Origin of the sequence: Streptomyces sp. NPDC051105 (assembly GCF_040682795.1) — a bacterium.
In the GTDB taxonomy this organism is placed as follows: Bacteria; Actinomycetota; Actinomycetes; order Streptomycetales; family Streptomycetaceae; genus Streptomyces.
This window is the reverse complement of record NZ_JBFBBR010000009.1, coordinates 124,707-149,538: the sequence shown is the minus strand read 5'-3', so window position 1 is coordinate 149,538 and position 24,832 is coordinate 124,707. Positions and strand designations below refer to the sequence as shown.

Annotated in this window: 21 protein-coding genes and 1 tRNA gene; 10 read left to right on the top strand and 12 right to left on the bottom strand. The window is 70.0% G+C overall.

Annotated elements, in window-relative coordinates; all coding sequences use genetic code 11:
* Positions 1–76: 76 nt before the first annotated feature.
* The 4 genes from AB0N16_RS23160 to AB0N16_RS23145 all read left to right on the top strand — a co-directional run bounded on the left by AB0N16_RS23160 (position 77) and on the right by AB0N16_RS23145 (position 7,194).
* Positions 77–3,325 carry a Tat pathway signal protein gene (locus AB0N16_RS23160; RefSeq protein WP_365799555.1) on the top strand — a complete coding sequence of 1,083 codons (3,249 nt, stop codon included), beginning with the start codon at positions 77–79 and terminating at the stop codon, positions 3,323–3,325.
* 457 nt (positions 3,326–3,782) lie between these two features.
* The gene (locus tag AB0N16_RS23155) at positions 3,783–4,127 is read left to right on the top strand and encodes a hypothetical protein (RefSeq protein ID WP_365799553.1); all 345 of its coding nucleotides are present in this window, start codon (positions 3,783–3,785) and stop codon (positions 4,125–4,127) included.
* Positions 4,128–4,237: 110 nt separating this feature from the next.
* The gene (locus tag AB0N16_RS23150) at positions 4,238–4,960 is read left to right on the top strand and encodes an ABC transporter ATP-binding protein (RefSeq protein WP_365799551.1); all 723 of its coding nucleotides are present in this window, start codon (positions 4,238–4,240) and stop codon (positions 4,958–4,960) included.
* Positions 4,957–7,194, top strand: a complete 2,238-nt coding sequence (locus AB0N16_RS23145) for a hypothetical protein (RefSeq protein ID WP_365799549.1) — start codon at positions 4,957–4,959, stop codon at positions 7,192–7,194. The genes AB0N16_RS23150 and AB0N16_RS23145 overlap by 4 nt, the downstream gene beginning before the upstream one ends.
* Before the next feature lie 186 nt (positions 7,195–7,380).
* On the opposite strand, the gene AB0N16_RS23140 is transcribed toward AB0N16_RS23145, so the two are convergent.
* Together AB0N16_RS23140 and AB0N16_RS23135 are read right to left on the bottom strand one after the other, a co-directional pair.
* A complete protein-coding gene (locus AB0N16_RS23140; protein ID WP_365799547.1) occupies positions 7,381–7,809 on the bottom strand; it encodes a DUF6233 domain-containing protein in 429 nt (142 codons plus the stop codon).
* A gap of 360 nt (positions 7,810–8,169) precedes the next feature.
* Positions 8,170–8,243 (bottom strand) — tRNA-Thr (locus AB0N16_RS23135).
* A gap of 217 nt (positions 8,244–8,460) precedes the next feature.
* On the opposite strand from AB0N16_RS23135, the gene ugpC reads away from it, so the two are divergent.
* From ugpC to AB0N16_RS23120, 3 genes are all read left to right on the top strand, one after another.
* The gene (gene ugpC, locus AB0N16_RS23130) at positions 8,461–9,597 is read left to right on the top strand and encodes a sn-glycerol-3-phosphate ABC transporter ATP-binding protein UgpC (protein WP_365799545.1); all 1,137 of its coding nucleotides are present in this window, start codon (positions 8,461–8,463) and stop codon (positions 9,595–9,597) included.
* A 289-nt stretch (positions 9,598–9,886) separates the two neighbouring features.
* Entirely contained in the window at positions 9,887–10,348 is a 462-nt protein-coding gene (locus AB0N16_RS23125) for a hypothetical protein (RefSeq protein WP_365799543.1), read from the top strand.
* An 87-nt stretch (positions 10,349–10,435) separates the two neighbouring features.
* Positions 10,436–11,167 (top strand): nucleotidyltransferase family protein, encoded by a 732-nt coding sequence (locus AB0N16_RS23120; RefSeq protein ID WP_362561466.1) that lies wholly within the window; start codon positions 10,436–10,438, stop codon positions 11,165–11,167.
* A gap of 126 nt (positions 11,168–11,293) precedes the next feature.
* Here AB0N16_RS23120 and AB0N16_RS23115 read toward each other — a convergent pair whose 3' ends face one another.
* The 6 genes from AB0N16_RS23115 to AB0N16_RS23090 all read right to left on the bottom strand — a co-directional run bounded on the left by AB0N16_RS23115 (position 11,294) and on the right by AB0N16_RS23090 (position 17,678).
* A complete protein-coding gene (locus AB0N16_RS23115; RefSeq protein WP_365799541.1) occupies positions 11,294–12,949 on the bottom strand; it encodes a DoxX family protein in 1,656 nt (551 codons plus the stop codon).
* A gap of 150 nt (positions 12,950–13,099) precedes the next feature.
* Positions 13,100–14,041 (bottom strand): 23S rRNA (guanosine(2251)-2'-O)-methyltransferase RlmB, encoded by a 942-nt coding sequence (rlmB, locus tag AB0N16_RS23110; RefSeq protein WP_365799539.1) that lies wholly within the window; start codon positions 14,039–14,041, stop codon positions 13,100–13,102.
* A gap of 98 nt (positions 14,042–14,139) precedes the next feature.
* Positions 14,140–15,537 carry a cysteine--tRNA ligase gene (gene cysS / locus AB0N16_RS23105; protein ID WP_365799537.1) on the bottom strand — a complete coding sequence of 466 codons (1,398 nt, stop codon included), beginning with the start codon at positions 15,535–15,537 and terminating at the stop codon, positions 14,140–14,142.
* Between the two features lie 144 nt (positions 15,538–15,681).
* The gene (ispF, locus tag AB0N16_RS23100) at positions 15,682–16,176 is read right to left on the bottom strand and encodes a 2-C-methyl-D-erythritol 2,4-cyclodiphosphate synthase (protein ID WP_365799535.1); all 495 of its coding nucleotides are present in this window, start codon (positions 16,174–16,176) and stop codon (positions 15,682–15,684) included.
* Complete coding sequence (ispD, locus tag AB0N16_RS23095) at positions 16,166–16,930, bottom strand: 2-C-methyl-D-erythritol 4-phosphate cytidylyltransferase (RefSeq protein ID WP_365799533.1); 765 nt, start codon at positions 16,928–16,930, stop codon at positions 16,166–16,168. The genes ispF and ispD overlap by 11 nt, the downstream gene beginning before the upstream one ends.
* A 265-nt stretch (positions 16,931–17,195) precedes the next feature.
* The gene (locus AB0N16_RS23090; RefSeq protein WP_003953493.1) at positions 17,196–17,678 is read right to left on the bottom strand and encodes a CarD family transcriptional regulator; all 483 of its coding nucleotides are present in this window, start codon (positions 17,676–17,678) and stop codon (positions 17,196–17,198) included.
* A gap of 601 nt (positions 17,679–18,279) precedes the next feature.
* Here AB0N16_RS23090 and AB0N16_RS23085 point away from each other — a divergent pair.
* The gene (locus AB0N16_RS23085; protein ID WP_365799532.1) at positions 18,280–18,945 is read left to right on the top strand and encodes a DUF461 domain-containing protein; all 666 of its coding nucleotides are present in this window, start codon (positions 18,280–18,282) and stop codon (positions 18,943–18,945) included.
* A 220-nt stretch (positions 18,946–19,165) separates the two neighbouring features.
* Here the strand turns inward: AB0N16_RS23085 and AB0N16_RS23080 are convergent, their stop codons facing one another.
* Positions 19,166–19,846: a response regulator transcription factor gene (locus tag AB0N16_RS23080; RefSeq protein ID WP_365799531.1), complete on the bottom strand. Its 681-nt coding sequence runs from the start codon at positions 19,844–19,846 to the stop codon at positions 19,166–19,168.
* Positions 19,843–21,099 carry an ATP-binding protein gene (locus AB0N16_RS23075; protein ID WP_351709108.1) on the bottom strand — a complete coding sequence of 419 codons (1,257 nt, stop codon included), beginning with the start codon at positions 21,097–21,099 and terminating at the stop codon, positions 19,843–19,845. The genes AB0N16_RS23080 and AB0N16_RS23075 overlap by 4 nt, the downstream gene beginning before the upstream one ends.
* 221 nt (positions 21,100–21,320) lie before the next feature.
* Here AB0N16_RS23075 and phoU point away from each other — a divergent pair, with 221 nt between their 5' ends.
* Together phoU and AB0N16_RS23065 are read left to right on the top strand one after the other, a co-directional pair.
* A complete protein-coding gene (gene phoU, locus AB0N16_RS23070; RefSeq protein WP_351709105.1) occupies positions 21,321–22,010 on the top strand; it encodes a phosphate signaling complex protein PhoU in 690 nt (229 codons plus the stop codon).
* A gap of 257 nt (positions 22,011–22,267) precedes the next feature.
* Positions 22,268–22,423 (top strand): hypothetical protein, encoded by a 156-nt coding sequence (locus AB0N16_RS23065; RefSeq protein ID WP_177233040.1) that lies wholly within the window; start codon positions 22,268–22,270, stop codon positions 22,421–22,423.
* A gap of 126 nt (positions 22,424–22,549) precedes the next feature.
* On the opposite strand, the gene AB0N16_RS23060 is transcribed toward AB0N16_RS23065, so the two are convergent.
* Both AB0N16_RS23060 and AB0N16_RS23055 read right to left on the bottom strand, forming a co-directional pair.
* Positions 22,550–23,527 (bottom strand): alpha/beta hydrolase, encoded by a 978-nt coding sequence (locus AB0N16_RS23060; protein ID WP_365799528.1) that lies wholly within the window; start codon positions 23,525–23,527, stop codon positions 22,550–22,552.
* Between the two features lie 475 nt (positions 23,528–24,002).
* A complete protein-coding gene (locus AB0N16_RS23055; RefSeq protein WP_365799526.1) occupies positions 24,003–24,620 on the bottom strand; it encodes a GNAT family protein in 618 nt (205 codons plus the stop codon).
* Positions 24,621–24,832 lie beyond the last annotated feature (212 nt).

The window sequence follows — 24,832 nt, the reverse complement described above, 5'->3', positions numbered from 1 at the left end:
CCCTGGAAACCCGTTGAGGCTGTGTCACACCTGTGTGCGACCATCGCCCCAACATTCGTATTCCAGGGGGGAATTGATGGCGCACCCCGTGCCCGACACCGGTTTCGGTCCGTCGGCGAGACCCGGGCGGCTCACCGCCGTGCCCGTCCTCGTCGTCGCCCTGCTCGCCTCGCTTCTCACGCTCACCGGCGCCGGGTCCGCCCGCGCCGACGACCCGGTGTGCGCGCCACTGGCCCTCGCGGCCTTCGGCGACCCCGGGGACGCCGTCGGCAAGGCGACCGTCCCGGCCCAGGAGACGGCCTGCTTCACCGTGACGGCCCCGGAGGCGGGCCTGTACATGGTGTCGCTGGACGACAGCCACCACGAGGCGTACACCCAGCTGGCCGCCGCGGACGGCACCCAGGTGGACTGCTACGACGAGGAGTTCTCCGAGCAGGGCCGCTGCCAGGTGCCCGCGGCCGGGACCTACACCCTCACGGTCGTCAACAGCGGCTGGGTGGACCCGGAGGACGCCCAGGTCACCGTCGTCCCGCTCGGCTCGGCCACGCCGGGCTGCTTCGAGGCCGCCGGCACCAACTGGGACCAGCCGCTCACCACGCGCACCAGCGTGAGCCCGATCGAGGTCGACTGCCAGGGCATCGACGCCCGGCCCGGCGAGCGCATCCGGCTCACCGCCGTCACCAGGGTCTACGGCGACGCGACCGCGTGGCTCACCGACGCGACCGGCGCCCGGATCTGCCCGCACTTCCCGGAGGACGGCGAGGTCAGCTGTGTGCTGCCCGGCAGCGGCCCCTACCGGGTGATCTCCCAGGTGGCCTCCACGGACGGCGGCTTCCCGGCCGACTACACGGTCACCGCCCGCCGCCTGAACGACCCCCAGGGCTGCACCACCACCCCCGTCCGCCCCTACGGCGCCCTGGACCCGCAGGACCTCACCGTCGGCGGCTGCTACACCTTCACCACCGACAAGGCCGGCCTGTACACCGTCCACTACGTGAACGAGGACCGCGCCACCGGCCCCGTCCAGGTCTACGACACGGACGGCAGGACCGTGTGCCACGGCACCGACCCGTGCCGGGTGCCCGCGGCCGGCACCTACACCGCGATCCCCGAGGGCTCCGCCCGCCAGGCCCTGGTCGTCCTCGACCGCGCCTCCGACGCCGGGTGCGTGACCACCGGGTACGGCCTGCACCAGGGCGAGCTGAGCACGCCCGGCCAGTACGACTGCCTGACCCTGCCCGCCCCGCAGAACGCCCGGATCGCCGTCCTCAGACCGCTCGCCTCCTCGGGTGTCGAGGCCGACCTGGAGGTCCTCGACCGGGACGGCACCGCCCAGTGCACCGTGCAGGAGATCTCGGACGGCAACTGCGCACTCACCGGCACCGCGCCCTACCGGACACTGGTGCACACCGAGAACCAGGCCGAGGGCGCGACCGGCCCCTACGCCCTCGCCCTGTACCGCACCGACGCCGCGGGTGACTGCCCCGTCCTGCCCGCCGGCAGCTTCACCGCCGACGGCGCCAAGGCCGCCTTCGCCACCGGCGACGGCGTCTTCTCCCGGTGCCTGAGCATCCCGGCGGACGCCCACACCGGCACCGAGTTGTTCCAGCTGACCGCCACCTCCGGCGCCGTACCGGCGAGGTTCTCGGTGCTGGACGCCACCGGCAAGAAGGTCTGCGACCACATCCCCACCACCAGCGGCTGGACGGTGTGCTCGCTGACCCCGGGCAAGGCCCACACCGTGCTGGTCACCGGCCGCGACCAGGCCGCCGCCTACACCCTGACCCGCCGGGACGTCACCGCCACCGCCGCCTCGGCGGGCTGCACGACGACCGCGGCGGCCAAGGTCGGCGGCCCCTCGGTGAAGGGCACGGCCGGCGCCGCCGGCACCGTCGACTGCGTCCAGGTCACCACCCCGGCCGCCACCGACGTCGTCCACGTCAACGTGCGGGACGCGCTGGGCACGGCGAACATGGCGGTGATCGGCGGTGACGGCAAGGTCGAGTGCTCCTTCCGCAACAGCTCCTGCGCGGTCACCGGCTCCACCACCCACCAGGTGCTCGTCCAGACCCCGGCCGACCTGAAGGCCGCCCCCGAGTACCACCTGGACGCCCTGCGCATCGCGACGGCCGACGGCCCCGCACCCGAGTGCACCAGGGTCCCGTCCGTGTCCTACGGGTACGGCCCGGTCACCGGCACCCTCGACGAGGCGCACAGCGCCGTCTGCGCGGTCCTGCCGACCGCCGGCCTGGACCGTTTCTCCGCCGACATCAAGGACACCACCGGCACGACCGCCAAGGCCGTACCGGCGCTGTACAACACGACGTCCTGGCGCAACGGCTGCACCCGCTACCTCGGCGAGGACGGCGAGGGCTACGACTGCGCCACGCTCGGCTCGTCCACGGCGCTCACCCCGACCGTGTTCCTGCTCGGCCTCCCCGAGACCACGTCCGGCACCGCCTACAGCGCCCGGCTGGCCTGCCAGTCCACCCTGTGCGGCACCGACAAGGTGAGCGTCACCGGGATCAGCCCGGCCACCGGCGTGAGCGGTACGAAGGTCAAGGTGACCGTCACCGGTACCGCCCTCGGCGCGAACACCGAGGTACGGCTGAGCCTTTCCGGCAGGACCGTCTCCGCGAAGGCCGACTCGGTCGCCGCCGACAACCGCTCGGTGACGGCCACCCTGGACCTGACGGGCGCGGCGGCCGGCACCTGGAACGTCAGCGTGTTCACCACGTGCTGCGAGTACCCGCGCGGCTCCTTCACGGTGACCCAGGCCCAGCTGGCCAGCACGGCCGCACCGAAGATCACCGGCACGGCCAAGGTCGCCGCCAAGGTCACGGCCACGACCGGGAGCTGGTCGGCGACCCCGGGCTCCTACACGTACCAGTGGAACGCCGACGGCAAGGCGATCTCCGGCGCGACCGCCGCGTCGTACACCGTCCCGGCGGCCCTGCTCGGCAAGAAGCTCACGGTGACCGTGACGGCCGTCAAGAGCGGCTGGCTGAGCGGGTCGGCGACCTCGGCAGCGGTGACGGTCGCGAAGGGGGACGCGCCGAAGGCGACCAAGCAGCCGACGGTCAGCGGCCCCGCCAAGGTGGGGAGGAAGCTGACGGCGGCGCACGGTACCTGGAGCCCGGCGGCGACCTCGTACACGTACCAGTGGTACGCGAACGGCAAGGCGATCAGCGGGGCCACCAAGTCCACGCTGACCCTGAAGGCGGCCCAGAAGGGCAAGAAGGTGACCGTGAAGGTCACGGCCCACCGCACGGGCCACAAGGACGGCACGGCGGCCAGCAAGCCGACGAGGACGGTCGCCGCCTGACTGATAGATCACACCTGCCGGGCCTGAGGATGCGTCGCGCCACCCCGCCGCAGACGAGGGGAGAAGGGGGACCGCCCAGGCCGGCCGCGGTGTCGGCACCGTGATGCTGCTGCGCGGCGGCGACTCCGACCCCTTCAGCGAGGACGACGTCCTCACCGCCCAGGGCGTCGCCGCCCGCGCGGCCACCTCCATCGACGGCGCCCGCCGCCCCGAGAAGCATCCGCCCGGCTACCGCACGCTCCTCGCTGACCCGGCGCACACCGGCCACCCCGGCCCGGAACTCGGCGACGAAACGTCACAGAACACTCACACATCCCCCCTCCCATGTCGCCCCACGTGGGGATCTGTGTGGACACGTCAACCGCTTGTATGCGATCTTGACGGCTGCACCGGAGCGCGAACAACTGTTCACCAGAACTTCGGTGTGTATTTGTACGGCATTTCAAAGGAGTACCTGATGCACGTCAAGCAGCTTTTCGCAGCCGCCCTGATCGTCGGTGGCGGGGTGGCCATCGCGACCCCGGCCGCGGCGGCCGAGATCCACGTCTCGATGGATGGCGCCGGCTACGCCGACACCTACTACAACCGGGCGGTTGCCCAGGTCTGCGACTCCTCGACGGACAACCACTCCGTCGCGGTGCAGTACTACCGGAGCGCCAGCTCCAGCACCCTGCGCACGATCTGGGTGAAGACCGGCTCTTACACGTGCAACTCGAGCGACACCGGCAGCTCGATCCTGAAGGCCCGCATCGAGGAGCAGGAGCTGACGGGCGCCGACAAGTACAGCGGCTGGGTCAGCTAAGTACGAGCCAGTAGCGACAACACGGACTTAACGGTCTCATGCCCGCATCCCCCGGAGCCTGCAGCTCTCCGGGGGATGCGGTGCTGTTCCCCCTTCCCCAGAAAGCGCCAATGATTCCCGCAACCTCCTTCCCGGGCCCTTCGGCACCGACGACCCAACGCGTCCTGAAAGCGGTTGGTCTGCAGTACGAGATCCCCGGTCGCACTCTGCTCGACTCGGCCGAACTCACGATCCGGGCGGGCGAGTCCGTCGCCATCACCGGCCCGTCCGGGAGCGGCAAATCCACTCTCCTCGCGTGCCTGCTCGGGCTGGTCAGGCCAAGGGCTGGTCAGATCGACATCGCCGGCAAGGACATCACACGCCTGAGCACCGGAAAGCTGGCGCGTCATCGCCGCGACACCATCGGCATGGTCTTCCAGTTCGCCGAACTGCTCAACGAACTCTCCCCGGTGGAGAACGTCGCCCTGGCTGCCCTTCTCAAGGGCGGTGACAGAAGGGCCGCATACCAGCGCGCGGAAGAGCTGCTGACAGAGCTGGGCGTCCCCGTGTACCACTGCGACACCGCGGACCTGTCCGGAGGTGAACGGCAACGAACGGCGCTCGCTCGTGCCCTGATCAACGAGCCGGCCCTGCTCCTCGCCGATGAACCAACCGGAGCGCTGGACGAGGACAACCGGGAGAGCGTGGCCGACCTCCTCTTCTCCCTCCCGCCGCGGTGGAACTGCGGGCTCCTCGTGGTCACTCACGACGCCTCGGTGGCGGCGCGAGCGGACAGGCAGCTGGAACTGCGACACGGGCAACTGCTGCCTCAGGGCGGGGCGGTAGCGGTATGAGGCGACACAAAGCAGCCCGCACCTCCACCGGACTGACGAATGCCCTGCTGCGCATCGGCCGCAGCGCCGCGCTGGGTACGGAGAGCGGGCGGCTCCGCCTGGTCGCCCTCTGCGCCGCCACGTTCGCGGTCGCCGTCTCCTTGGCCGCATACGTCGTAGTCGTCGCCACCTACGAGGGACGTGACACCGTTCAAGCGGCTCGCAGTCCCCAGGTGGTGTCCGAGTCACACAAAGCCGAGGCGATCGCGCGCTGGCAGGAGTCGTTCGACACCATCGGCGGCGAACAGTACTCCGTCATCTACGTGGAGCCCCTCACCGAGAACGCCACACCGCCGCCAGGTCTGCGTTCCTGGCCCGCACCCGGGCACTCGGCCGTCTCCTACGGTGCTCTTGCGGCCGGTGCCGACGAGGAGATCGCCACCCGCTTCGGTTCGATGGACGTGCCGTTCGAGGCCAACGGCCTGGCAAGTACCGCCGAACACCTGATTTACGTGCGGCCAACCGGTCACGTGAAAGAAGGGTTGTACGTCAAGGGGTGGGGCGACGCCGCCGGAATGCTCTTCGGCGAGCCGGCGTCCGTCCAGCCGGCCACAGGCTTCTACGTCCTGATCGCCGCGACGTGGCTCACTCCCGCCCTGTGCCTCACCGTCATCGCCGCTCGCACCGGGTCGGCAGCCCGGGACCGACGGCAGGCCGTGCTGCACGCCCTGGGTATGGGACGCCGCCACCGGCTGCTGATCGACCTCGGAGAAGCCGGCCCCCCCGTCCTTGTCGGCAGCGCCCTCGCCTGCCTGACCTTGTGGATCTACCAAGGGACGAACTGGCCTCTCCCCGGCGTCGACTACGTCATGACCGCAGGCTATGTGCAGAAGCATGCGACGTCGCTCTACATCTGTGCCATCGCCGCGGCAGTCGTCGTCACAGCCGTGGCCCTGACCGTGCAGCCTCGAATGTCGGTGTCACCTCATGTGCGGCCGGTCGCACGGGACCGCCGGTCGCTCCTGCGCACCGCGGCGTGGCTGTGTCCACTCGCCCTGGGCGTCGCCTTCTACGGTCCCGGGCTGCTCGGGTTCGACGACAAAGAGTTCCTCTTCCTGGTGCCCTACACCGTGGGCGCGTTGCTCGCCCTGTGCTCACTGCCCTCAGCACTGGCACTGTTCACCGCCCGCTGCGGAAAGGCGCTGGCCGCGTGGGGTCGCCGGTCCTCCAGCGCTTCCTCGTTGCTGGCCGGACGCTGGCTGGCGACCAAGCCCGCCGCGCTCGCCCGAGTCATCGTCAGCGTCGTCATGGTCATGGGCGTCTCCGCCCAGTTGTACACCTGGAACAACAGAGTCAGTCCCAGCGAAGCCGGCGCACGTCAGGTGCAGCAGGTGCTCTCGGACTCGGTCATCAAGGTCCAAGGGGTCGACAGGAACTCAGCCCAGCGACTCCGTTCTTTCGTCGACTCCTTGCCCGACGGACTCGCCGAACTGGCGGTGTACGAGCCCAGCTCCCCGATGGCCGGACAGCTGACCCTGCAGATCAGTGGCTCGCGGGCGGCACTGCGGCAGGCGGGCCTCCCGCTGCCCGGAGCTCGACGACAGGTGAGCGTCACCACGGCCAACACGACGTCGGCGCGAGGACGTGCCCTGGCCTCCGTCACCACCTCGGGCCGCCCGGCCGACGCGGCGACGACCGTGGGCCCGGTGACGTCCCCGAACGGACTCGCCTGGTTGTACATCGTCGCCCAGCCCGGACAGAAAGTGTCCGGACCCGAGATCAAGCGACTGGCCAATGCTCACCTACTGCCCGGATGGACCGCGGATCCCCCGGGGACCGAATGGACATCAGGTCTCGCTCTCTACCAGGAGCAGGGCTGGTGGCTGCCCCTTTTCGCCCTGGGTACCGTCATGTTGCTGGCGTTCACGACCTGTCTCGCGAGCATGGCCGAGTTCCTTCGATTCGGCCGGTCCATGGCACCGGTGGTGGTGATTGCGGGCAGCCGACGAGTATTCGTCCGAACGGCCCTCCTGGTTTTCCTCGGCGGCTTCACGATCGCCGTGGCGGCCGGCGCGGGTTTCGCGCTTCTCCTTACGTTGCCGATGCTGAAGCCGCCGATCAACGCGCAGGGCGTTCCTCTGCCCCTGGCGGGCGCGGCTGTTTCCATCGTCATGGCTATCGCCTGCGTGATAACAGGTTGGTCCATATGGATCACGCTTCGCGAGACGGCACGATGGCGGCCCGCAGGCGAATAGCGGACTGCTGGGGAACCGCACGGACGTCTGGATTCGGAGCGGGGGCGGGTGCGGCCGGCGGGCCTCTGCAGGTCAGCAGGGCCGCGCGCCCCCAACCGCAGGGAACCGGCCGTACGCCATCTGGCACCCCGGGAGGGGGCCGAGGGCTCGGTTGTGAGCACCTTCGCTGAAGCTGCCGCCAGGAACCTAGGCGACGTCGATGCCCAGCGCGGTGTCCGGCCGGCAGCGCTCGCACGCCGTGAAGAAGCGCGGGTCGTTCGCAAGGGCCTCGCGGACGGTCTCGATCCCGGCGGGACGTGCGTCATGCGGCACCCTGGCGCAGCCGGCGGTGTGGATGACGGCCCCCTCTGTGGCGTCGCGCGGGTTGTTCCGTTCGACGACGTATCCGCTCGACGGTTGGCCGCCGAGGTCGCGACGAGCCCCCGGGGGCCGCTTGGGCGCCGATACGACGGGCTTCGAAACGGCCCGGAGTTCGGCGCGGGAGATCGCCGCCTGGACGGCGTCGCGCTGGAGCCGCAGGTAGATGCCGACGGTCTCGTGGTCGGCCATCTGCTTGTCGAGGTGCGCGAGGATCACGCGCAGGCGCGCGGGGTCCGGTGGCAGCATCTCGCTCATGTGTTCGATTCTAGGGTTTGAGCCCCGCACCAGCACTGTGACGTTCGGCGGTGGTCGGCCATGTGCGCCGATAGCCGGCCCGCGTCGGCAACCCCGTCGCGTGTCGTCGAGATCGGGCTTCGGCGTCGTCGCCATCCAGGCTTTCCGCCGTTACCGTGCGTGCGCGCGCCTGAGGGCCTTCGGCGTGGCGGCGACGGGTCGGTGCACATCGCCGTCATGGCACGGGGACCCCTGACCCGGCCTCGCCTGTTCGCCTGCCGAGCAGCAGGGCTGCTTCCACCAGAGCCGACTGCCGTCAAGAACTGCCGTCAACGCCCCCGTGATCATGGATCGCGGGGGCGTTGTCCGAGGCAGTGAAGGAGCCCCCTGTCGGATTCGAACCGACGACCTTCGCTTTACAAGAGCGGCGCTCTGACCAGCTGAGCTAAGGAGGCGTGCAGGCATCCTGAGATGCGTGCCAGTGCAGTGTACCCAGCTCCCGAGCCGGCCCTGTCGAAAATTTCCGCGAAGTTCACAGGGGTCCAGGTACTGACATACGGGGTGAACGCCGGGTACCGTCCAGAGCCAGTTCACTCACGTGGACTACACCAACCACCTTCCTACAACGGATCGTCCGGCACGTTCCTGCCGGTAGAAGGGGGCCTCTGAGCCATGGCCACTGTCACGTTCGACAAGGCGACCCGGATCTACCCGGGTTCCACCAAGCCCGCCGTCGACGGCCTCGACATCGCGATCGAGGACGGCGAGTTCCTCGTCCTGGTCGGCCCGTCGGGTTGCGGCAAGTCCACCTCGCTGCGGATGCTCGCCGGGCTGGAGGACGTCAACGGCGGCGCCATCCGCATCGGTGACCGCGACGTCACGCACCTGCCGCCGAAGGACCGGGACATCGCCATGGTGTTCCAGAACTACGCCCTCTACCCGCACATGACGGTCGCCGACAACATGGGCTTCGCGCTCAAGATCGCCGGCGTGAACAAGGCGGAGATCCGGCAGAAGGTCGAGGAGGCCGCGAAGATCCTCGACCTCACCGAGTACCTGGACCGCAAGCCGAAGGCGCTCTCCGGCGGTCAGCGCCAGCGTGTCGCGATGGGCCGCGCCATCGTGCGTGAGCCCCAGGTCTTCCTCATGGACGAGCCGCTGTCCAACCTGGACGCCAAGCTCCGTGTCTCGACCCGTACGCAGATCGCGTCGCTGCAGCGCCGCCTCGGCATCACCACCGTGTACGTCACCCACGACCAGGTCGAGGCCATGACGATGGGCGACCGGGTGGCCGTGCTCAAGGACGGTCTGCTCCAGCAGGTCGACTCGCCGCGCAACATGTACGACCGCCCGGCCAACCTCTTCGTCGCCGGCTTCATCGGCTCCCCCGCCATGAACCTGGTCGAGGTCCCGATCACCGACGGCGGTGTGAAGTTCGGCAACAGCGTGGTCCCCGTCAACCGTGAGGCGCTCCAGGCCGCCACCGACAAGGGTGACCGCACGGTGACCGTCGGCGTCCGTCCCGAGCACTTCGACATCGTCGAGCACAACGGCGAGGTCGCGTCCGCCCTCTCCAAGGACACCGAGGACGCCCCCGCGGGTCTCGCGGTCTCCGTGAACGTCGTCGAGGAGCTGGGCGCCGACGGCTACGTCTACGGCAGCGCCAAGGTCGGCGACGACCTCAAGGACCTGGTCGTCCGCGTCAGCGGCCGCGCGGTCCCGGAGAAGGGCGCCACGCTGCACGTCGTGCCGCGGCCGGGCGAGACCCACGTGTTCTCGACCTCCACGGGCGAGCGTCTCTCCGACTGACCGAGCCGACTGACGGATCCGACTGACGGATCCGACGGGCCGATCCGACTGACCGAGCCCACGGGCCGATCAAGCTGAGAAACCTCTGACCAGGGTGAACTTGCCCAGGTTGACGGAAAGGGCCCCGCAGCCTGCTGCGGGGCCCTTTCCATTGCCCCGATCTACCCCCGCAAGCGGGTGGTTTTCGAGCCGTGTACGTCAACCCCGTACCCGAAACAGGGCACTTCCCCATCCCCCGAATCGGTGACTAAATGTCGCCAAATCATTACCGCACGCTACCCTCACACGCGTGAAGCACTCCACCACCCCTCAGACGCGACGCGGCCATCGGGGCGGCCCTGCCCGCCGGATCGGCCGCACTCTCGCCCTCGTCCTGCCCGTCGTCCTGGTGCTCTCCGGGACCCTCGCCGTCACCCGCGTCAACTGGACGGGAAGCCCGCGGAACTCGGTGCTCACCGCGACCGACGTGACCGACGCCGACGTCTCCTCCAAGGCCGTCTCGCGGGCCCCCCAGGACGTCCTGCGCGAGCAGTTGATGACCGAGCTCCAGGACAAGAACCCGGGCCAGGTCCTCACCCACCTCCAGCAGGCGGTCAACGGCCACCCGTCGCTGGCCGAGCACTGCTCGTCCATCGCCCGCGCGCTGGGCCGGGCCGCGGTGCGCATCTACGGCGCCTCGCGCGCCCAGTCGTACGCCCGCCCGGTCTGCGACACGTCCTTCGCGTCCGGCGTGCTGGCCGCGCACAGCTGAACACCGGTCGGTAAGCGGGTAACGGCTCCTTAAGGGCCTTCCTAGGGCCGGGAAGCCGACCCCGGGGCGCGTCGTACAGTTCGGGGCATGACCCATCCGAACGCCGCGTTGCGCCCCACTCAAGCCGTGGTCCTGGCCGGTGGCCAGGGCTCACGGCTTCGTCCGTACACCGACGACCGGCCCAAGCCGATGGTCGAGATCCCGGGTACGGGCACGCCGATCATCGGCCATCAGTTGACCTGGCTCGCCGAGGAGGGCGTCACGGACGTGGTGGTCTCCTGCGGCCACCTCGCCGACGTCCTGCAGAAGTGGCTGGACTCGGCCGACCTGCCCCTCTCCGTCACCACGGTGGTGGAGAGCGAGCCGCTGGGCCGGGGCGGCGGCCTGAGGTACGCGGCCGCGCATCTGCCCCACACCGACCGGCCCTGGTACGCGACGAACGGCGACATCTGGACGCGGTTCTCGCTGCGCGACATGGCCGACTTCCACACGGAGCGGGACGCGGTGGCGACGCTCGCGCTCGCCCGGCCGCGGATCCCGTGGGGCGCCGTGCAGACGGACGGCTTCGGGCACATCACGGACTTCATCGAGGCGCCGCCGTCGACGTTCGAGATCAACGCGGGTGTGTACGTCTTCTCGCCGGAGTTCGCCGAGATGCTTCCCGAACGGGGGGACCACGAGCGGACGACCTTCCCGCACCTCGCGCGGAGCCGGCGGCTGGCCGGGTTCCCGATTCCGCAGGGGGCGTACTGGCGGGCGATCGACACGGCGAAGGACCTGACGGAGGCGGCGAAGGAACTGGCGGCGCTGGGTCGGTAGACCGGGGAGGGATACAGCCGTTCTCCCCCTCACCCTTCTTTTTCCTCATGCTCGCCCTTCTTTTTTCCTCATGGTGATGGGCCCCACGCCTTGCGGCGTGGGGCCCATCACCATGAGGTGGCCGTGCTAGCCCAGCAGGCCGCCCACCAGGCCCGGCTGGCCCGAGGACGTCGAGCCGCCGCCGGTGCTGCCCGTGCCGCCCGTCGAGGACGCGCCGCCGGTCGCGGTGCCGCCCGAGGTCGGGCCGGCCGTGGTCGGTGCGGGAGCCGTGTGCTGGGGCGGGGCGTGGCCCGTGGTGCCCTGGGTCTGGCTGGGAGTCGTGGTGGTGGCACCGCTCGTGGTGCGGTCGGCGCCCGGCGTGGTCGCCGCCTGCGAAGGGCTCGCCGTGGCACCGCCCGAGGGGGCCCTGGAGGGTGACGGGGTCTGCTTCCGGTGCTTGGCCGTCTCGCCGGGCAGCGGGGAGCCCGGGAGGTTGTTGCGGGGGGCCTCGCCGGGGCCGGGGACGACCACGCGGCTGGAGTCGCGGACCGCGCCGCCCAGGAGGGAACCGACGAGGAGGGTGAGGCCGATGGTGATGGCGGTGATCAGGGCGCCGCGGCGGAGCACGTAGGCGCGCAGGTCCCAGATGTCGGAGTGCGGGCCCAGGCGTCGCCAGGCACTGCCCGCGAGGCGGCCGTCGACGGAGTAGACGGGGGCGCCGGCGATGATCAGCGGGGACCAGGCGGCGAGATAGATGATGTCGGGGGCGTCGTAGGCGGGGACGGTCTTCCAGCTGACGGTGACGATGAGCGCGGCGGAGAGCAGGGCGCCGACCACCGCGGCCACCCGCTGCCAGCAGCCGAGGACGGTCAGCACGCCGACGATCACCTGGAAGAAGGCGATCACCAGGCCGGAGCCGACCGGGTGCTGGAGGGCGAACTGACGCAGCGGCTCGGCGACGTCCCAGGGGTGCAGCGTGTTGAGCCAGGTGACCATGGAGCCGCGCTTGCCGCCGTCGAAGTAGACGGGGTCGCACAGCTTGCCCATGCCGGCGTAGATAGAGATGAAGCCGAGGAAGATCCGGAGCGGGAGCAGGACCACGCCCAGGTTCATCCGGCGGCCGGGATAGTAGGCGTGCCGGGCCGGGTCGTCGCCGTGCCGCCTGCTCGACGACGGCTCCTCGAAGTCCTCGAACTCGTCGTCGGCGTAGCCCGGTTCGTCGTAGCCCGGTTCGCCGTAGGCCGGTTCGTCGTAGGCGCTGCCCGTCGTCCGCATGGGCGGCAGCAGCCGGGACTCGCCCGAGGCCGGGGAGCGCGGATGGCCGACCAGCGGGGTCTCGACGGTCTGCACGAGGTCGCCGTAGCCGTCGTCGACGCGCGGGATGACCTGGGTCGCGCCGGCCGGTTCGACGGATTCCTCGGCGTACCGGACGCTGCCGCCGCGGACGGCCTGGAGCAGCCGGTGGGCTCCGGTGTCGTCGGGCGCGGACTTGCCGCTCCACACGACCGGGCGGCGCCGGCCGGGCGCCGCCCCCGCTCTGCCCGCCGTGCCGGCGACCGGAATACGCGCGGTGTCCTCGGTGGCGCTCAGGTGCCGTGCGACCCGGGGAGATTGGGCACGCCGTGTCGATACGCCCAACTGCACGCGGAAACTCGCGTGGTTGACGATGACCTGCGCCGGATCGCTCGGCACCTTCACCATGCTCAGCGCGGGAGCGTCGTCGGGCCCGGAAGTGAATCCGGAGCGGAATCCCGGCGAGCGGTCCCCCGTGGGTGTGCGGGGTGTTCTGGTGTCCACACTCATCTAACCGAGTGACGTGGAGTTAGGACACTGCTTTGACCGCCCCGAAGTGTCCGGACCCCGTCAAGGATGCGCAGGACGCCGGAATTACCCCGTGCGGGTGAGGTTACGGACGTTTGTTCAGCCCCGGCGGCGCGCCGCCGGGTATCGCCGTCAGGCCCGCTGCCGGGCCGCCTCGTACAGCACGATCCCGGCCGCCACACCGGCGTTGAGCGACTCGGCACCACCCGGCATCGCGATCCGCACCCGGAAGTCGCAGGTCTCGCCGACCAGCCGGGACAGGCCCTTGCCCTCGCTGCCCACGACGATGACGACGGGGCCGGAGAGCGCCTCCAGGTCACCGACCTCGTGCTCGCCGTCGGCGGCCAGGCCGACGACCACGATGCCGGCCTTCTTGTACGCCTCCAGGGCCCGGGTGAGGTTCGTGGCACGGGCCACCGGCGTGCGGGCCGCCGTACCGGCCGACGTCTTCCAGGCACCCGCCGTCATCCCGGCCGCGCGCCGCTCGGGCACGACCACGCCATGGCCGCCGAAGGCGGAGACGGAGCGGACGACCGCGCCGAGGTTGCGCGGGTCGGTGACCCCGTCCAGGGCGACGATCAGCGGGTCCACGCCCTCGTCGTACGCGGCCTCCGCCAGGTCCTCGGGGTGCGCGTACTCGTACGGCGGGACCTGGAGGACCAGGCCCTGGTGGTTGAGGCCGTTCGTCATCCGGTCCAGCTCGGGGCGCGGCGCCTCCATGAGGTTGATGCCACCGCGCTCGGCGGCGAGCTGAAGGGCCTCGCGGACCCGCTCGTCGTTGTCGATGAACTGCTGGACGTAGAGGGTCGACGCCGGAACGCCCTCGCGCAGCGCCTCGACGACCGGGTTACGGCCGACGACCAGCTCGGAGGTGCCCTTGCCGCCCCGGCCGCGCGGCGCGGGACGGCGTACCGTCTGCTTCGTCCTGGCGTTGGCGATGCGGTTCTTCTTGTGTCCCTTGCGCATCTCGGCGGGCGGGGTCGGCCCCTTGCCCTCCAGGCCTCGGCGCCGCTGGCCGCCACTGCCGACCTGCGCGCCCTTCTTGCCGGACATGCGACGGTTGTTGGCTGCCATGGGTTATCCGTCTCCGTGAGCTTCGTTTCGTACGTACGTCTTATGCAGTGTGCCGCCCGGGGGGCCGGGCGGCACAGTCGATCTTGATTGACCGGCGGTCAGGACTTCAGGGTCCAGCGCGGGCCCTGGGCGCTGTCCTCGATCGCGAGACCGGACTGGTTCAGCTGGTCGCGGATGGCGTCGGCGGTCGCCCAGTCCTTGCGGCCGCGGGCGGACTCGCGCTGGTCGAGGACGAGTCGTACGAGACTGTCGACGACCCCGTGCAGGTCTTCGCCCTTCTCGGCCTCACCGGACCACTGTGCGGCGAGCGGGTCGAGGCCGAGGACGCCGAGCATGGCACGGACCTCGGCGAGGCGGGCGACGGCCGCTTCCTTGTCGTCGGCGGCCAGCGCGCTGTTGCCCTGCCGGACGGTGGTGTGCACGACGGCCAGCGCCTGCGGGACGCCCAGATCGTCGTCCATCGCCTCGGCGAAGGCCGGCGGGACCTCGGTCGAAGGCTCCACCGCTCCCCCGGCCAGCTCCACCACGCGCTGCACGAACCCCTCGATCCGGGCGAACGCCTGCTCGGCCTCGCGCAGCGACTCCTCGCTGTACTCGATCATCGAGCGGTAGTGCGGGGTGCCGAGGTAGTAGCGGAGCACGATCGGGCGCCACGCCTTGACCATCTCGGAGACGAGGACCGAGTTCCCGAGGGACTTCGACATCTTCTCGCCGCTCATGGTGACCCAGGCGTTGTGCACCCAGTACTGGGCGAAGTCGTCGCCGTAGGCCTTGGCCTGGGCGATCTCGTTCTCGTGGTGCGGGAAGATCAGGTCGAGGCCGCCGCCGTGGATGTCGAAGGCCTCACCGAGGTACTTGTGGGCCATCGCCGAGCACTCCAGGTGCCAGCCGGGCCGGCCGCGGCCCCACGGCGTCTCCCAGCTGGGCTCGCCCGGCTTCACGGCCTTCCACAGCGCGAAGTCCCGCTGGTCCCGCTTGCCGGTCTCGCCCTCGCCCTCCGGCTGGCGGAGGTTGTCCAGCTCCTGGTTGGAGAGCTGGAGGTAGTCCGGGTAGGAGCGCACGTCGAAGTAGACGTTGCCGTCGGCCTCGTAGGCGTGTCCGCGCTCGATCAGCCCGCGCATCATCTCGATCATCTCCGGCACGTGCCCGGTCGCGCGGGGCTCGTACGTCGGCGGGAGGCAGCCGAGCGCGGTGTAGCCGTCGTTGAACGCGCGCTCGTTCTCGTAGCCGATCGCCCACCAGGGACGGCCCTGGTCGGCGGACTTGGCGATGATCTTGTCGTCGATGTCCGTGACGTTCCGGATGAACGTCACGGCATAGCCGCGGTATTCGAACCAGCGGCGCATGATGTCGAAGTTCAGGCCGGAGCGGATATGGCCGATGTGCGGTGCCGCCTGCACGGTGGCACCACAGAGGTAGATCGAGACACAGCCCGGCGCGAGCGGGGCGAAGTCACGGATCTGCCGGGCGTTGGTGTCGTACAGGCGAATGGTCACGAGACCTAGGGTAGTGGGCCGACGGGAGTGCGTGGCGCCGGATGGAAAGCACCGTTGCCGGGTGCGGGTTCGTGGGGGTTGATCGCGCCCCGCGGCGGAGCCGCATATCGATACAGCCCCGCGCCCCCAAACGAGTCACTCAACTCACGTCGCTTTGACGACCAACGCCGTTGCCACCGCCATGAGTCCCTCTCCCCTGCCCGGGAATCCGAGGCCGTCCGTCGTAGCCCCCGAAACCGAAACCGGAGCCCCCGCCGCCTCCGAAAGGATCTTCTCGGCCTCGTCCCGGCGCTTGCCGATCTTCGGGCGCGGTCCTACGACCTGCACGGCGATGTTCCCGATCAGGAATCCGGCGTCGCGGACGATCCGGGCCGCCTCCGTCAGGAGGGTCACCCCCGACGCGCCCGACCACTCCGGGCGCCCGGTGCCGAAGTGCTGGCCGAGGTCGCCCAGGCCCGCCGCCGAGAACAGCGCGTTGCACGCGGCGTGCGCGACGACGTCCGCGTCGGAGTGACCGGCCAGGCCGGGGCCCTCGCCCTCCCACTTCAGGCCGGCGCACCACAGCTCGCGGCCCTCCTCGAAGGCGTGGATGTCGGTGCCGATGCCCACCCGGGGCAGGAGCGGCTGGTCAGAAGCCATCGTTCAGCCTCCTGCGGGCCAGGACCGCCTCCGCGAGGACCAGGTCGAGGGGGCGGGTGACCTTGAAGGCCTCCTCGTGGCCGGGGACGACCACGACCCGTTCGCCGAGCTGTTCGACCATGCTGGCGTCGTCGGTGACGTTGTCGGTGACCGTGTCGTGGGCGCGGACCAGCGTCGTGCGGTCGAAACCCTGCGGGGTCTGGACCGCGCGCAGGCGGGCGCGGTCCGGGGTGGCGAGGACCGGCTCGGGGTCGCCCTGGACCGCCGCCGGCTCGACCTCCTTGACCGTGTCAGCGAGGGGAAGGGCGGGGACGACCGCGGGGGCGCCGTCGCGGACCGCCTGGATCACGGCGTCGACGGTGTCGACGGGGACCAGCGGGCGGGCCGCGTCGTGGACGAGGACGATGTCGTAGTCGGGGGGCAGTGCGTCCAGGCCGAGCTTGACCGACTCCTGGCGGGACTCGCCGCCCGGGACGACGAGGAAGTCGGTGCGGTCGGGCAGCGCGTGCGCGTCGAGGAGGGACTTGACCTCGGGCGCGCCGTCGGACGGGGCCACGACGACGACCAGGGAGACCGCGCGGGAGGCGGCCAGCGCGCGCACCGCGTGGATGAGCATGGGCGTGCCGTTCAGCGCGCGCAGCGCCTTGGGGGCGCCCGGACCGAGCCGTACGCCCCGGCCGGCGGCGGGAATCACGGCGGCGGTACGCAGTTCCGTACGCCGTTCCGTACGCGAAGGACGCGGATCGTCAGACATCGGTTCCTGTCAGGTTTGTGTGCGGGGCTGGCGTGGGTATGGCCTGGGAAGTGCCGGGCGCGACGCCTTGACCGGACCCTTCCGTGACACTGGTCGAGCCAGCAGCCCGGGCCCGGCACGCCTAGTATCGGGGGTCTCCGCCGGCGCGGGTTCCGAGTGCGCGAGTTTCGGGCACGGACATGCCGCAGCGCCCGGCGACAGAGTGTGTCATCGGGCACCGCGGCATTTCAGTGTGCGGAGTTTCGGTGTGCCGAGTTGGACGGCGTCAGGACGCGAGGACCTCGTCGAGCAGGGCCTCGGCCTTGTCCTCGTTCGTGTTCTCCGCGAGGGCGAGCTCGCTCACCAGGATCTGGCGGGCCTTGGCGAGCATGCGCTTCTCACCGGCGGAGAGTCCGCGCTCGCGCTCACGACGCCACAGGTCACGTACGACTTCCGCGACCTTGATGACGTCGCCGGAGGCGAGCTTCTCCAGGTTTGCCTTGTAACGACGGGACCAGTTCGTGGGCTCTTCGGCGTACGGCGCGCGCAGCACCTCGAAGACCCGGTCCAGTCCGTCCTGACCGACCACATCACGCACGCCGACGAACTCCGCATTGTCCGCTGGCACACGTACCGTCAGGTCACCCTGGGCGACCTTCAGCACCAAGTAGGTCTTGTCCACGCCTTTGATCTGGCGAGTTTCGATAGCCTCGATCAGCGCGGCCCCGTGATGGGGATAGACCACGGTGTCGCCAACCTTGAACGTCATGTGACAGGTACCCCTTCCGTGGCTATCCAGGGTAACACGGAAACCGGCGGTTCTGAATGGCGTTTTCGCAGGTCAGGGCATATCTCGGGGCTTGACAACAGCAACAGGAACGTGCTTCGCGAGCCGTCCGGAAGCAGGTATTCGCAGGTCGGAGCGGCTCTTCGGGCGAGGTGAAACGCGTACGTTACACGCCTCCGGACACCCGCCCAAGTGGCCGAACGTCCCCATATGTCCGCTTCCAAGCGTACGACTTCCGCTACTCCGTTCGGCTGCCGGTGTCGGATCGGAGACGTTTCCGGAATTGATCACAGGCCTCCGACCGAACGGTACGTGATCAATTTTCCCGGCCGTCGCGCATTCCTTCACGGAAATTTTGCGCGCGGTGTTGCGAACGAGTTATGTGAATGCCTGACGAGCGCCCCCCAAAGTGACCCGAGAGTCACTTGTGGAGCCGTGGGGGTACCGCCGCTCGAGAGAAGCGAGGGGCTTGGGGAGGGTCGGGTGCGGCCACGCGGGAACGGCTCGGTAACCTAAGGCCGCTGACAGACACTTAGGGCGGCTTTATAGGAGCCGCCCGTGCGTTCAAGGAGTAGCCGCCGCCGTGAGCAGCAGCCTTCGACGCGGCGCCCTCGCCGCCTCCGCCATCGCCGTCTCCGTCGCCTCGCTCGCCGCATGCGGTGCCGGCAACAACTCCCAGACGCTGGAGATCAGGCCGGACAACGCCGCGACGAGTGTGGGTGACATCAAGGTCCAGAACGCGACCGTGATCACCCAGCCCGACCTCACCTCGACCGGCCCGGCCGTGGTCTCCGCGACCATCTTCAACACCGGCACCGAGCCGGAGACGCTTCAGTCGATCGTCGTCGCCGGCACCAACAAGACCGCCGAGCTGCACGCCACCAAGTCCCAGCCGCTGACCATTCCGGGCGGCGGCCAGCTGATCCTGGGCGGCAAGGGCAACGCCTCCGCGGTGCTGGGCAGCAGCCGCGAGGCGGTCAAGGACGGCAACGCGCAGAAGGTCACGTTCACCTTCAGCAGGACGGGTGACGTGAGCCTGCGCGCGTTCGTCGTGCCCGCCGAGAGCTTCTTCACGGGCTGGGGCCCGAGCGCGGTCCCGTCGGCCTCCGCGTCCTCGTCCGCCTCCTCCTCGGCCTCCGGCTCCCCGGCGGCGGGCGCCACGGCGAGCGAGAGCGCCAAGGGCAAGAACAAGGCGTCCGAGAGCGCCACCCCGAGCGACTCGGCGTCGGAGTCGTCGAACGCGGGCTGAGCGACGGCCTGAAACAGCGAGGGCGGGAACCTTGGTTATCGGTTCCCGCCCTTGGCATGCCGAGCGTCACGGCTCGAACTTTTGGTGCACCCTCACGGGGATTCCTGCTTCACAGCATCGCGCCCGGACTGCTCCGGGTCTTACCAACGCTCCACAGGCGTTTAGCCTCTCCGTCCACCCGACGGCCGGCGAGGGTTGCTCATCGTAGTCGATCGGCGACTTAGGGCTCGAACTTGTAGCCGAGACCGCGGACCGTCACCAGGTAGCGCGGGGCGCCCGGGTCCGGCTCGATCTTGGCGCGCAGACGCTTGACGTGGACGTCGAGGGTCTTGGTGTCACCGACGTAGTCGGCGCCCCAGACCCGGTCGATGAGCTGCATACGGGTGAGGACGCGGCCGGCGTTGCGCAGCAGCATCTCCAGCAGGTCGAACTCCTTGAGCGGGAGGTCGATCTTGGAGCCGGAGACCGTCACCACGTGGCGGTCGACGTCCATGCGGACCGGACCGGCCTCGAGGGCGGCCGGGGTGACCTCCTCCGGCTCGCCGCGACGGCGCAGGACGGCCCGGATACGGGCGACCAGCTCGCGGGAGGAGAAGGGCTTGGTGACATAGTCGTCGGCTCCTATTTCGAGCCCGACAACCTTGTCGATCTCGCTGTCCTTGGCCGTCACCATGATGACGGGGACGTTGGACCGGCCGCGCAGCTGGCGGCAGACTTCGGTACCCGGCAGGCCGGGCAGCATCAGGTCGAGGAGAACGAGGTCGGCGCCGTTGCGCTCGAACTCGTCGAGTCCGTCGGGGCCGGTGGCCGCCACGGCGACCTCGAAGCCCTCCTTGCGGAGCATGTACGACAGGGCGTCGGAGAAGGACTCCTCGTCCTCGACGACGAGCACTCGGGTCACGGAAGGACCTCCGGGGCGGGAAGCGGTTCGTACGGGGATGACTCGGTGGTGCCGGCCTCGTCATCGAGGTCGGGGTCGGGGTGCTGCGAGGCGCGGTCGCGAGCCGCGCCCGCCTCCGGCAACCTGAGGGTGAACGTGGAGCCCTGACCTTCGGCGCTCCACACCGTGACCTCCCCGCCGTGCGAGGCGACCACGTGTTTGACGATGGCGAGACCGAGACCGGTACCGCCGGTGGCCCGCGAGCGAGCCGGGTCGACGCGGTAGAAGCGCTCGAAGATGCGCTCCTTGTCCTTGTCGGTGATGCCGATGCCCTGGTCGGTCACGGCAAGTTCGATCATGTCGCCGCCGGGTGCGCTGAGCCGGCGGGCGGCTATCCCGACCCGGGTGCGGGCCGGCGAGTAGTTCACGGCGTTCTCGACCAGGTTGCCGAGGGCGGCGGCCAGCTGGCCGCGGTTGCCCCAGACGTGCAGGTCGGCCGTGCCACCGGCGGCCATGGTGATCTGCTTCGTGCCGGCCTGGTGGCGGCACCGGTCGATCGCCTCGGCGACGAGTTCGTCCACTCGGACGGGCTCCGCGTCCTCCAGCGGGTCGTCGTTCTGCACTCTCGACAGATCGATGAGCTCCTGGACCAGGTTGGTCAGGCGCGTGGCCTCGATCTGCATACGACCGGCGAAGCGCTGCACCGCCTCCGGATCGTCCGAGGCGTCCATGACGGCCTCGGAGAGGAGGGAGAGTGCGCCGACCGGGGTCTTGAGCTCGTGGCTGACATTCGCCACGAAGTCGCGTCGTACCGCCTCGATCCTACGGGCCTCGGTGAGGTCCTCGACGAGGAGCAGCACGAGCCGGGAGCCGAGGGGCGCCACCCGGGCGGAGACGGCGAGCGCCTCTCCGCGTCCGGTGCCGCGCCGGGGCAGGTCCAGCTCGACCTGGCGTATCTCGCCGTCGCGCCGGGTGTCCCGGGCCATCTGGAGCATCGGTTCGACGGCGAGCTTGCCGCCGCGCACCAGTCCGAGGGCGTACGCCGCCGAGCTCGCCTTGACCACGATGTCGCCCTCGTCGAGGACGACCGCGGAGGAGCGCAGCACGCTCAGTACGGTGTCCACGCCCGGGGGCAGTACGGGGTCGGTGTGCAGAGAAGTCCTGGTCGGTCGCTTCTGGTCGCGTTCGCTCCAGCGGAACGCCAGCATGGCGATGACACCGGTGAGTACTCCGGCGATCGCTGCCGCTGCGGCGACCGCCGCGTTCACGTCCATGCAAACAGGTTAAGCAGGGGGTACGACATCCCCACAGTCCGCGAGGTGTCAGCTCGAACACTCGTCGCCCAGAGTTCACCTTGGAGCCAGTATTGGTTCATTTGCGATGGCAGAAACGGACGCGCGGGGACCAGAACATGGGAGCGTGGGGTTCGCAGCTGGTTTCGGCCACGGCCCCCAGCCTCCGGCCCCCTGGAACAAACGTACGAGAGGGAACCCTGATGCGGGACGCGTACCACGAGGAACTCGACTCGATCGGCGACAGCCTGGTCGACATGGCCAGGCTGGTCGGATCGGCCATCGGGCGCGCCACGACGGCGATCCTCGACGGCGACCTGAAGCTGGCCGAGAGCGTCATCGAGGCCGACCAGAAGGTGGACGAGCTCCACCACGACCTGGAGGCCCGGGCGATAGCCCTGCTCGCCCGCCAGCAGCCGGTGGCGACCGACCTGCGGATCGTCGTCACCTCGCTGCGGATGTCCGCCGACCTGGAGCGCTCCGGCGACCTGGCGCAGCACGTGGCGAAGCTGGCCCGGCTCCGCTATCCGGGGAACGCCATCCCCCAGGACCTGCACGCGACCGTCCTGGAGATGGGGCAGCTCGCGCAGCGCCTGATGGCCAAGGCCGCCGAGGTCATCATCACCAAGGACGTCGACCTGGCCTTGCAGCTGGAGCAGGACGACGACGAGATGGACCTGCTGCACCGCACGATCTTCCAGCACCTGCTGGACGACCGCTGGAAGCACGGCATCGAGACGGCGGTCGACGTGACGCTGCTCGGCCGCTACTACGAGCGGTACGCCGACCACGCGGTCGCCGTCGCCAAGCGCGTGGTCTTCCTGGTCACCGGTGAGCACGCGGACGACCTGCAGCCGGACATCCAGCCGGTGACGGGCACCGAGGGAGTCTGACCGCCGGGCGGGCCTGATCCCGCCGGGTGGGGCTGATCCCGCCGGGTGGGCTTGTTTCCTCCCGGTGGGCTTGTTTCCTCCCGGTGGGCCTGTTTCCTCCCGGTGGGTTTGGGCTCGCGAGGTCGTGCGGAGCGGGCGCGTGGGCGCCACTGTGCGCCGTTGATGCGCCCAGCGGAACAGGTATGGAATGGGCGAGGAATGGGCAAATGCACCACGCCCTACCTCGCCCTACCTCTAGGGACCCCTAGGAGGGATCCATGGCCGAATCCCCCAGCACCACGCCCGACCCCACACAGCAGCACGAGACCGACCAGCCCGCCGAGATCAAGAACCTTCTGGTCATCGGCGCATGCGGGTGCGGCTCGGGCTGCGGCTGCGGCTGCCAGTCGGGCAGCCCCTGCCAGTGCGGCTGAGCCACCCGACGTACCCGCAAGGGCCCTCGACTCCGGTCGGGGGCCCTTTGCGTCGGTGGAGGGACGAGGGTCTTGCAGGGGCCCCGGGTGGAGGCCGACCGGGGGGTCGGGAGGCCGAAGGGGCGGTCAGGAGGCCGGCAGACCGGCGAGCCAGTCGACGAGCAGCCGGTTGATGTCGTCGGGCCGTTCCTGCTGGATCCAGTGCCCGCAGCCCTCGAGGAGGTGCGAGGAGACCAGGCCGGGGAGCGTGACCGGGTACGCCTCGATGGCATCGGACAGCCAGGTCGTGGAGGCGTCGAGGCCGCCGCCGACGAACAGGGAGGGCTGGGTGATCGGGGCACCGTCGTAGGCGGCGAGGTCCTCCCAGTCCCGGTCCATGTTCCGGTACCGGTTGAGCGCACCGGTGAGCCCGGTGCGTTCGAACTCCCCGGCGTAGACGTCGAGGTCCCGCTCCCCGAGCCAGCCGGGCAGCGGGCCGACGGGGAACCGGTCCCGCAGGGTGCCCCCCGCACCGACGAAGTGCGGGTCGGGATCGGCGGGCCCGGGCATGGTGTCGCCGGAGAAGGCGGCGTAGAACCCCGCGAGCCACCCCCGTACATCGGGCTCGATCTCGCCCTCGGCCCGCCCCGTCTCCTGGAAGTACGAGACGTAGAACTCCCCGCCCCCACCACCGCTGCTCATCTGCGCGAAGACGTCGCTGGGCCGGGGTCCGCCGCGCGGGGCGTACGGCACGCTCAGCAGCCCCACGGCCCGGAAGACCTCGGGCCTGAGCAGCGCGGAGTTCGCGGCGATGACGGAGCCCCAGTCATGACCGACGACCACGGCCGACTCCTCGCCGAGCGCACGCACCACGGCGACGTTGTCCTCGACGAGTTCGCCCATCCGATAGGCGTCCGGCGCGACCGGCTTGCCCGAGCGCCCGTACCCCCGCACATCGATGGCGACGGCCCGGTATCCGGCCGCGGCGAGCACCGGCAACTGATGCCGCCAGGAGTACCAGCCCTCGGGAAACCCGTGCACGAGCAGCACGAGGGGCCCGGTCCCCTGCTCGACAAGATGAATCCGCCGTCCACCACCGGAAACAACCCGATGCGCACCGTCCATGAGCCCTCCTCGGTCTCGGCCTCAACGCCTCAACGCCCAACGCCTCAGCGCCTCAGCGCCTCAGCGCCTCAGCGCCTCAGCGCCTCAGCAAGGATCATGCGAGCACCGCAACCAGGACCACGAACTCGTTTGCCGATCCGGCAAACCGGCGAATCCTCGGCACCGACGCCGCACCGATGGCCTTCCGCGAGCACTACTTCCCGCACCCCGAACACCCGCCCGCCGAAGGCCCGTTGTCAGTCCCCCGGACTAGGGTCACCACCGCGCGGCCGGCTTCCGGGGGTTCCAGCTCTGTAGAGAATGGTTGCATCCTCGGTCTGTCGGGGGCGGCCCGGAGACACGTCCGGGACCTAACCGACGACCGGGCCTAGCCGATGGCCAGGGAGAGACCTGCCAGCGCCGGCCGCGCACCACATTTCCGGCGTCAGCGAGGTGGGCTTCTCCTGGCAGCCGCCGCTCCAGCGCCGGGGCACGGCTAGGACAGAGTCCGGCCGCTCCCTGCCGGCCGCCCGCGGTGCTTGAACCACTCCGGTGCGAGGATCGACATCACGACGGCGTCCACTCGCTCGCCCTCCCACAGCAACGCGTCACGCAGGACGCCCTCGGGGACGAAGCCCACCTTCTCGTAGACCCGACGGGCCCGCGGATTGAAGGCGTACACCTCCAGCGAGATGCGGTGCAGCCCCAGCTCTTCGAAGCCGTATCCGACGATCAGCCTGGTCGCCTCGGTCCCCAGACCACGTCCCTGCGCGTCGGGCACGAAAGCGATACGGAAACTGCAGCTCTCGTTGCCCGCGTCCCACTCGTTGAGCACTGCTTCCCCGACGACGTTGCCCGTCGCCCTTTCCACCACGGCCAGGTCCAGACGGTCGTCCTGGTCGGCACGGGTGCCGTACCACGCTCGTAGCCGCGCCTCATCGAGTCCGTTCTCGCGATGGCTGCCGGTCAGCCGTGTCACCTGCGCGTCCAGGAAGACGGGCACGAGCGCGGCCACGTCGTTCACTGTGACCGGCCGCAGCAGGACCCGCTCTCCGTCCAGTGTGGGCTTGCGACGGAAGCGAGGAAGCGGAACATCTCGATCACGATCGGCCATTGCCGCAGTGTGCCGGGTCGACAGACCTGCCGTCCTGCGGTTTGAGCGTTGGATCCAGGAGGCCTGACGAGGCGCGTGCCGGAGCCGGTACGGGTGCCGGCTCCGGCACGGAACGCGTGACGGACTACTGGTTACCGCTTACTGGTTACTGCTTACCGCTTACTGGTTACCGCTTACTGGTTACCGCTTACCGCTTACTGATTACTGATTAC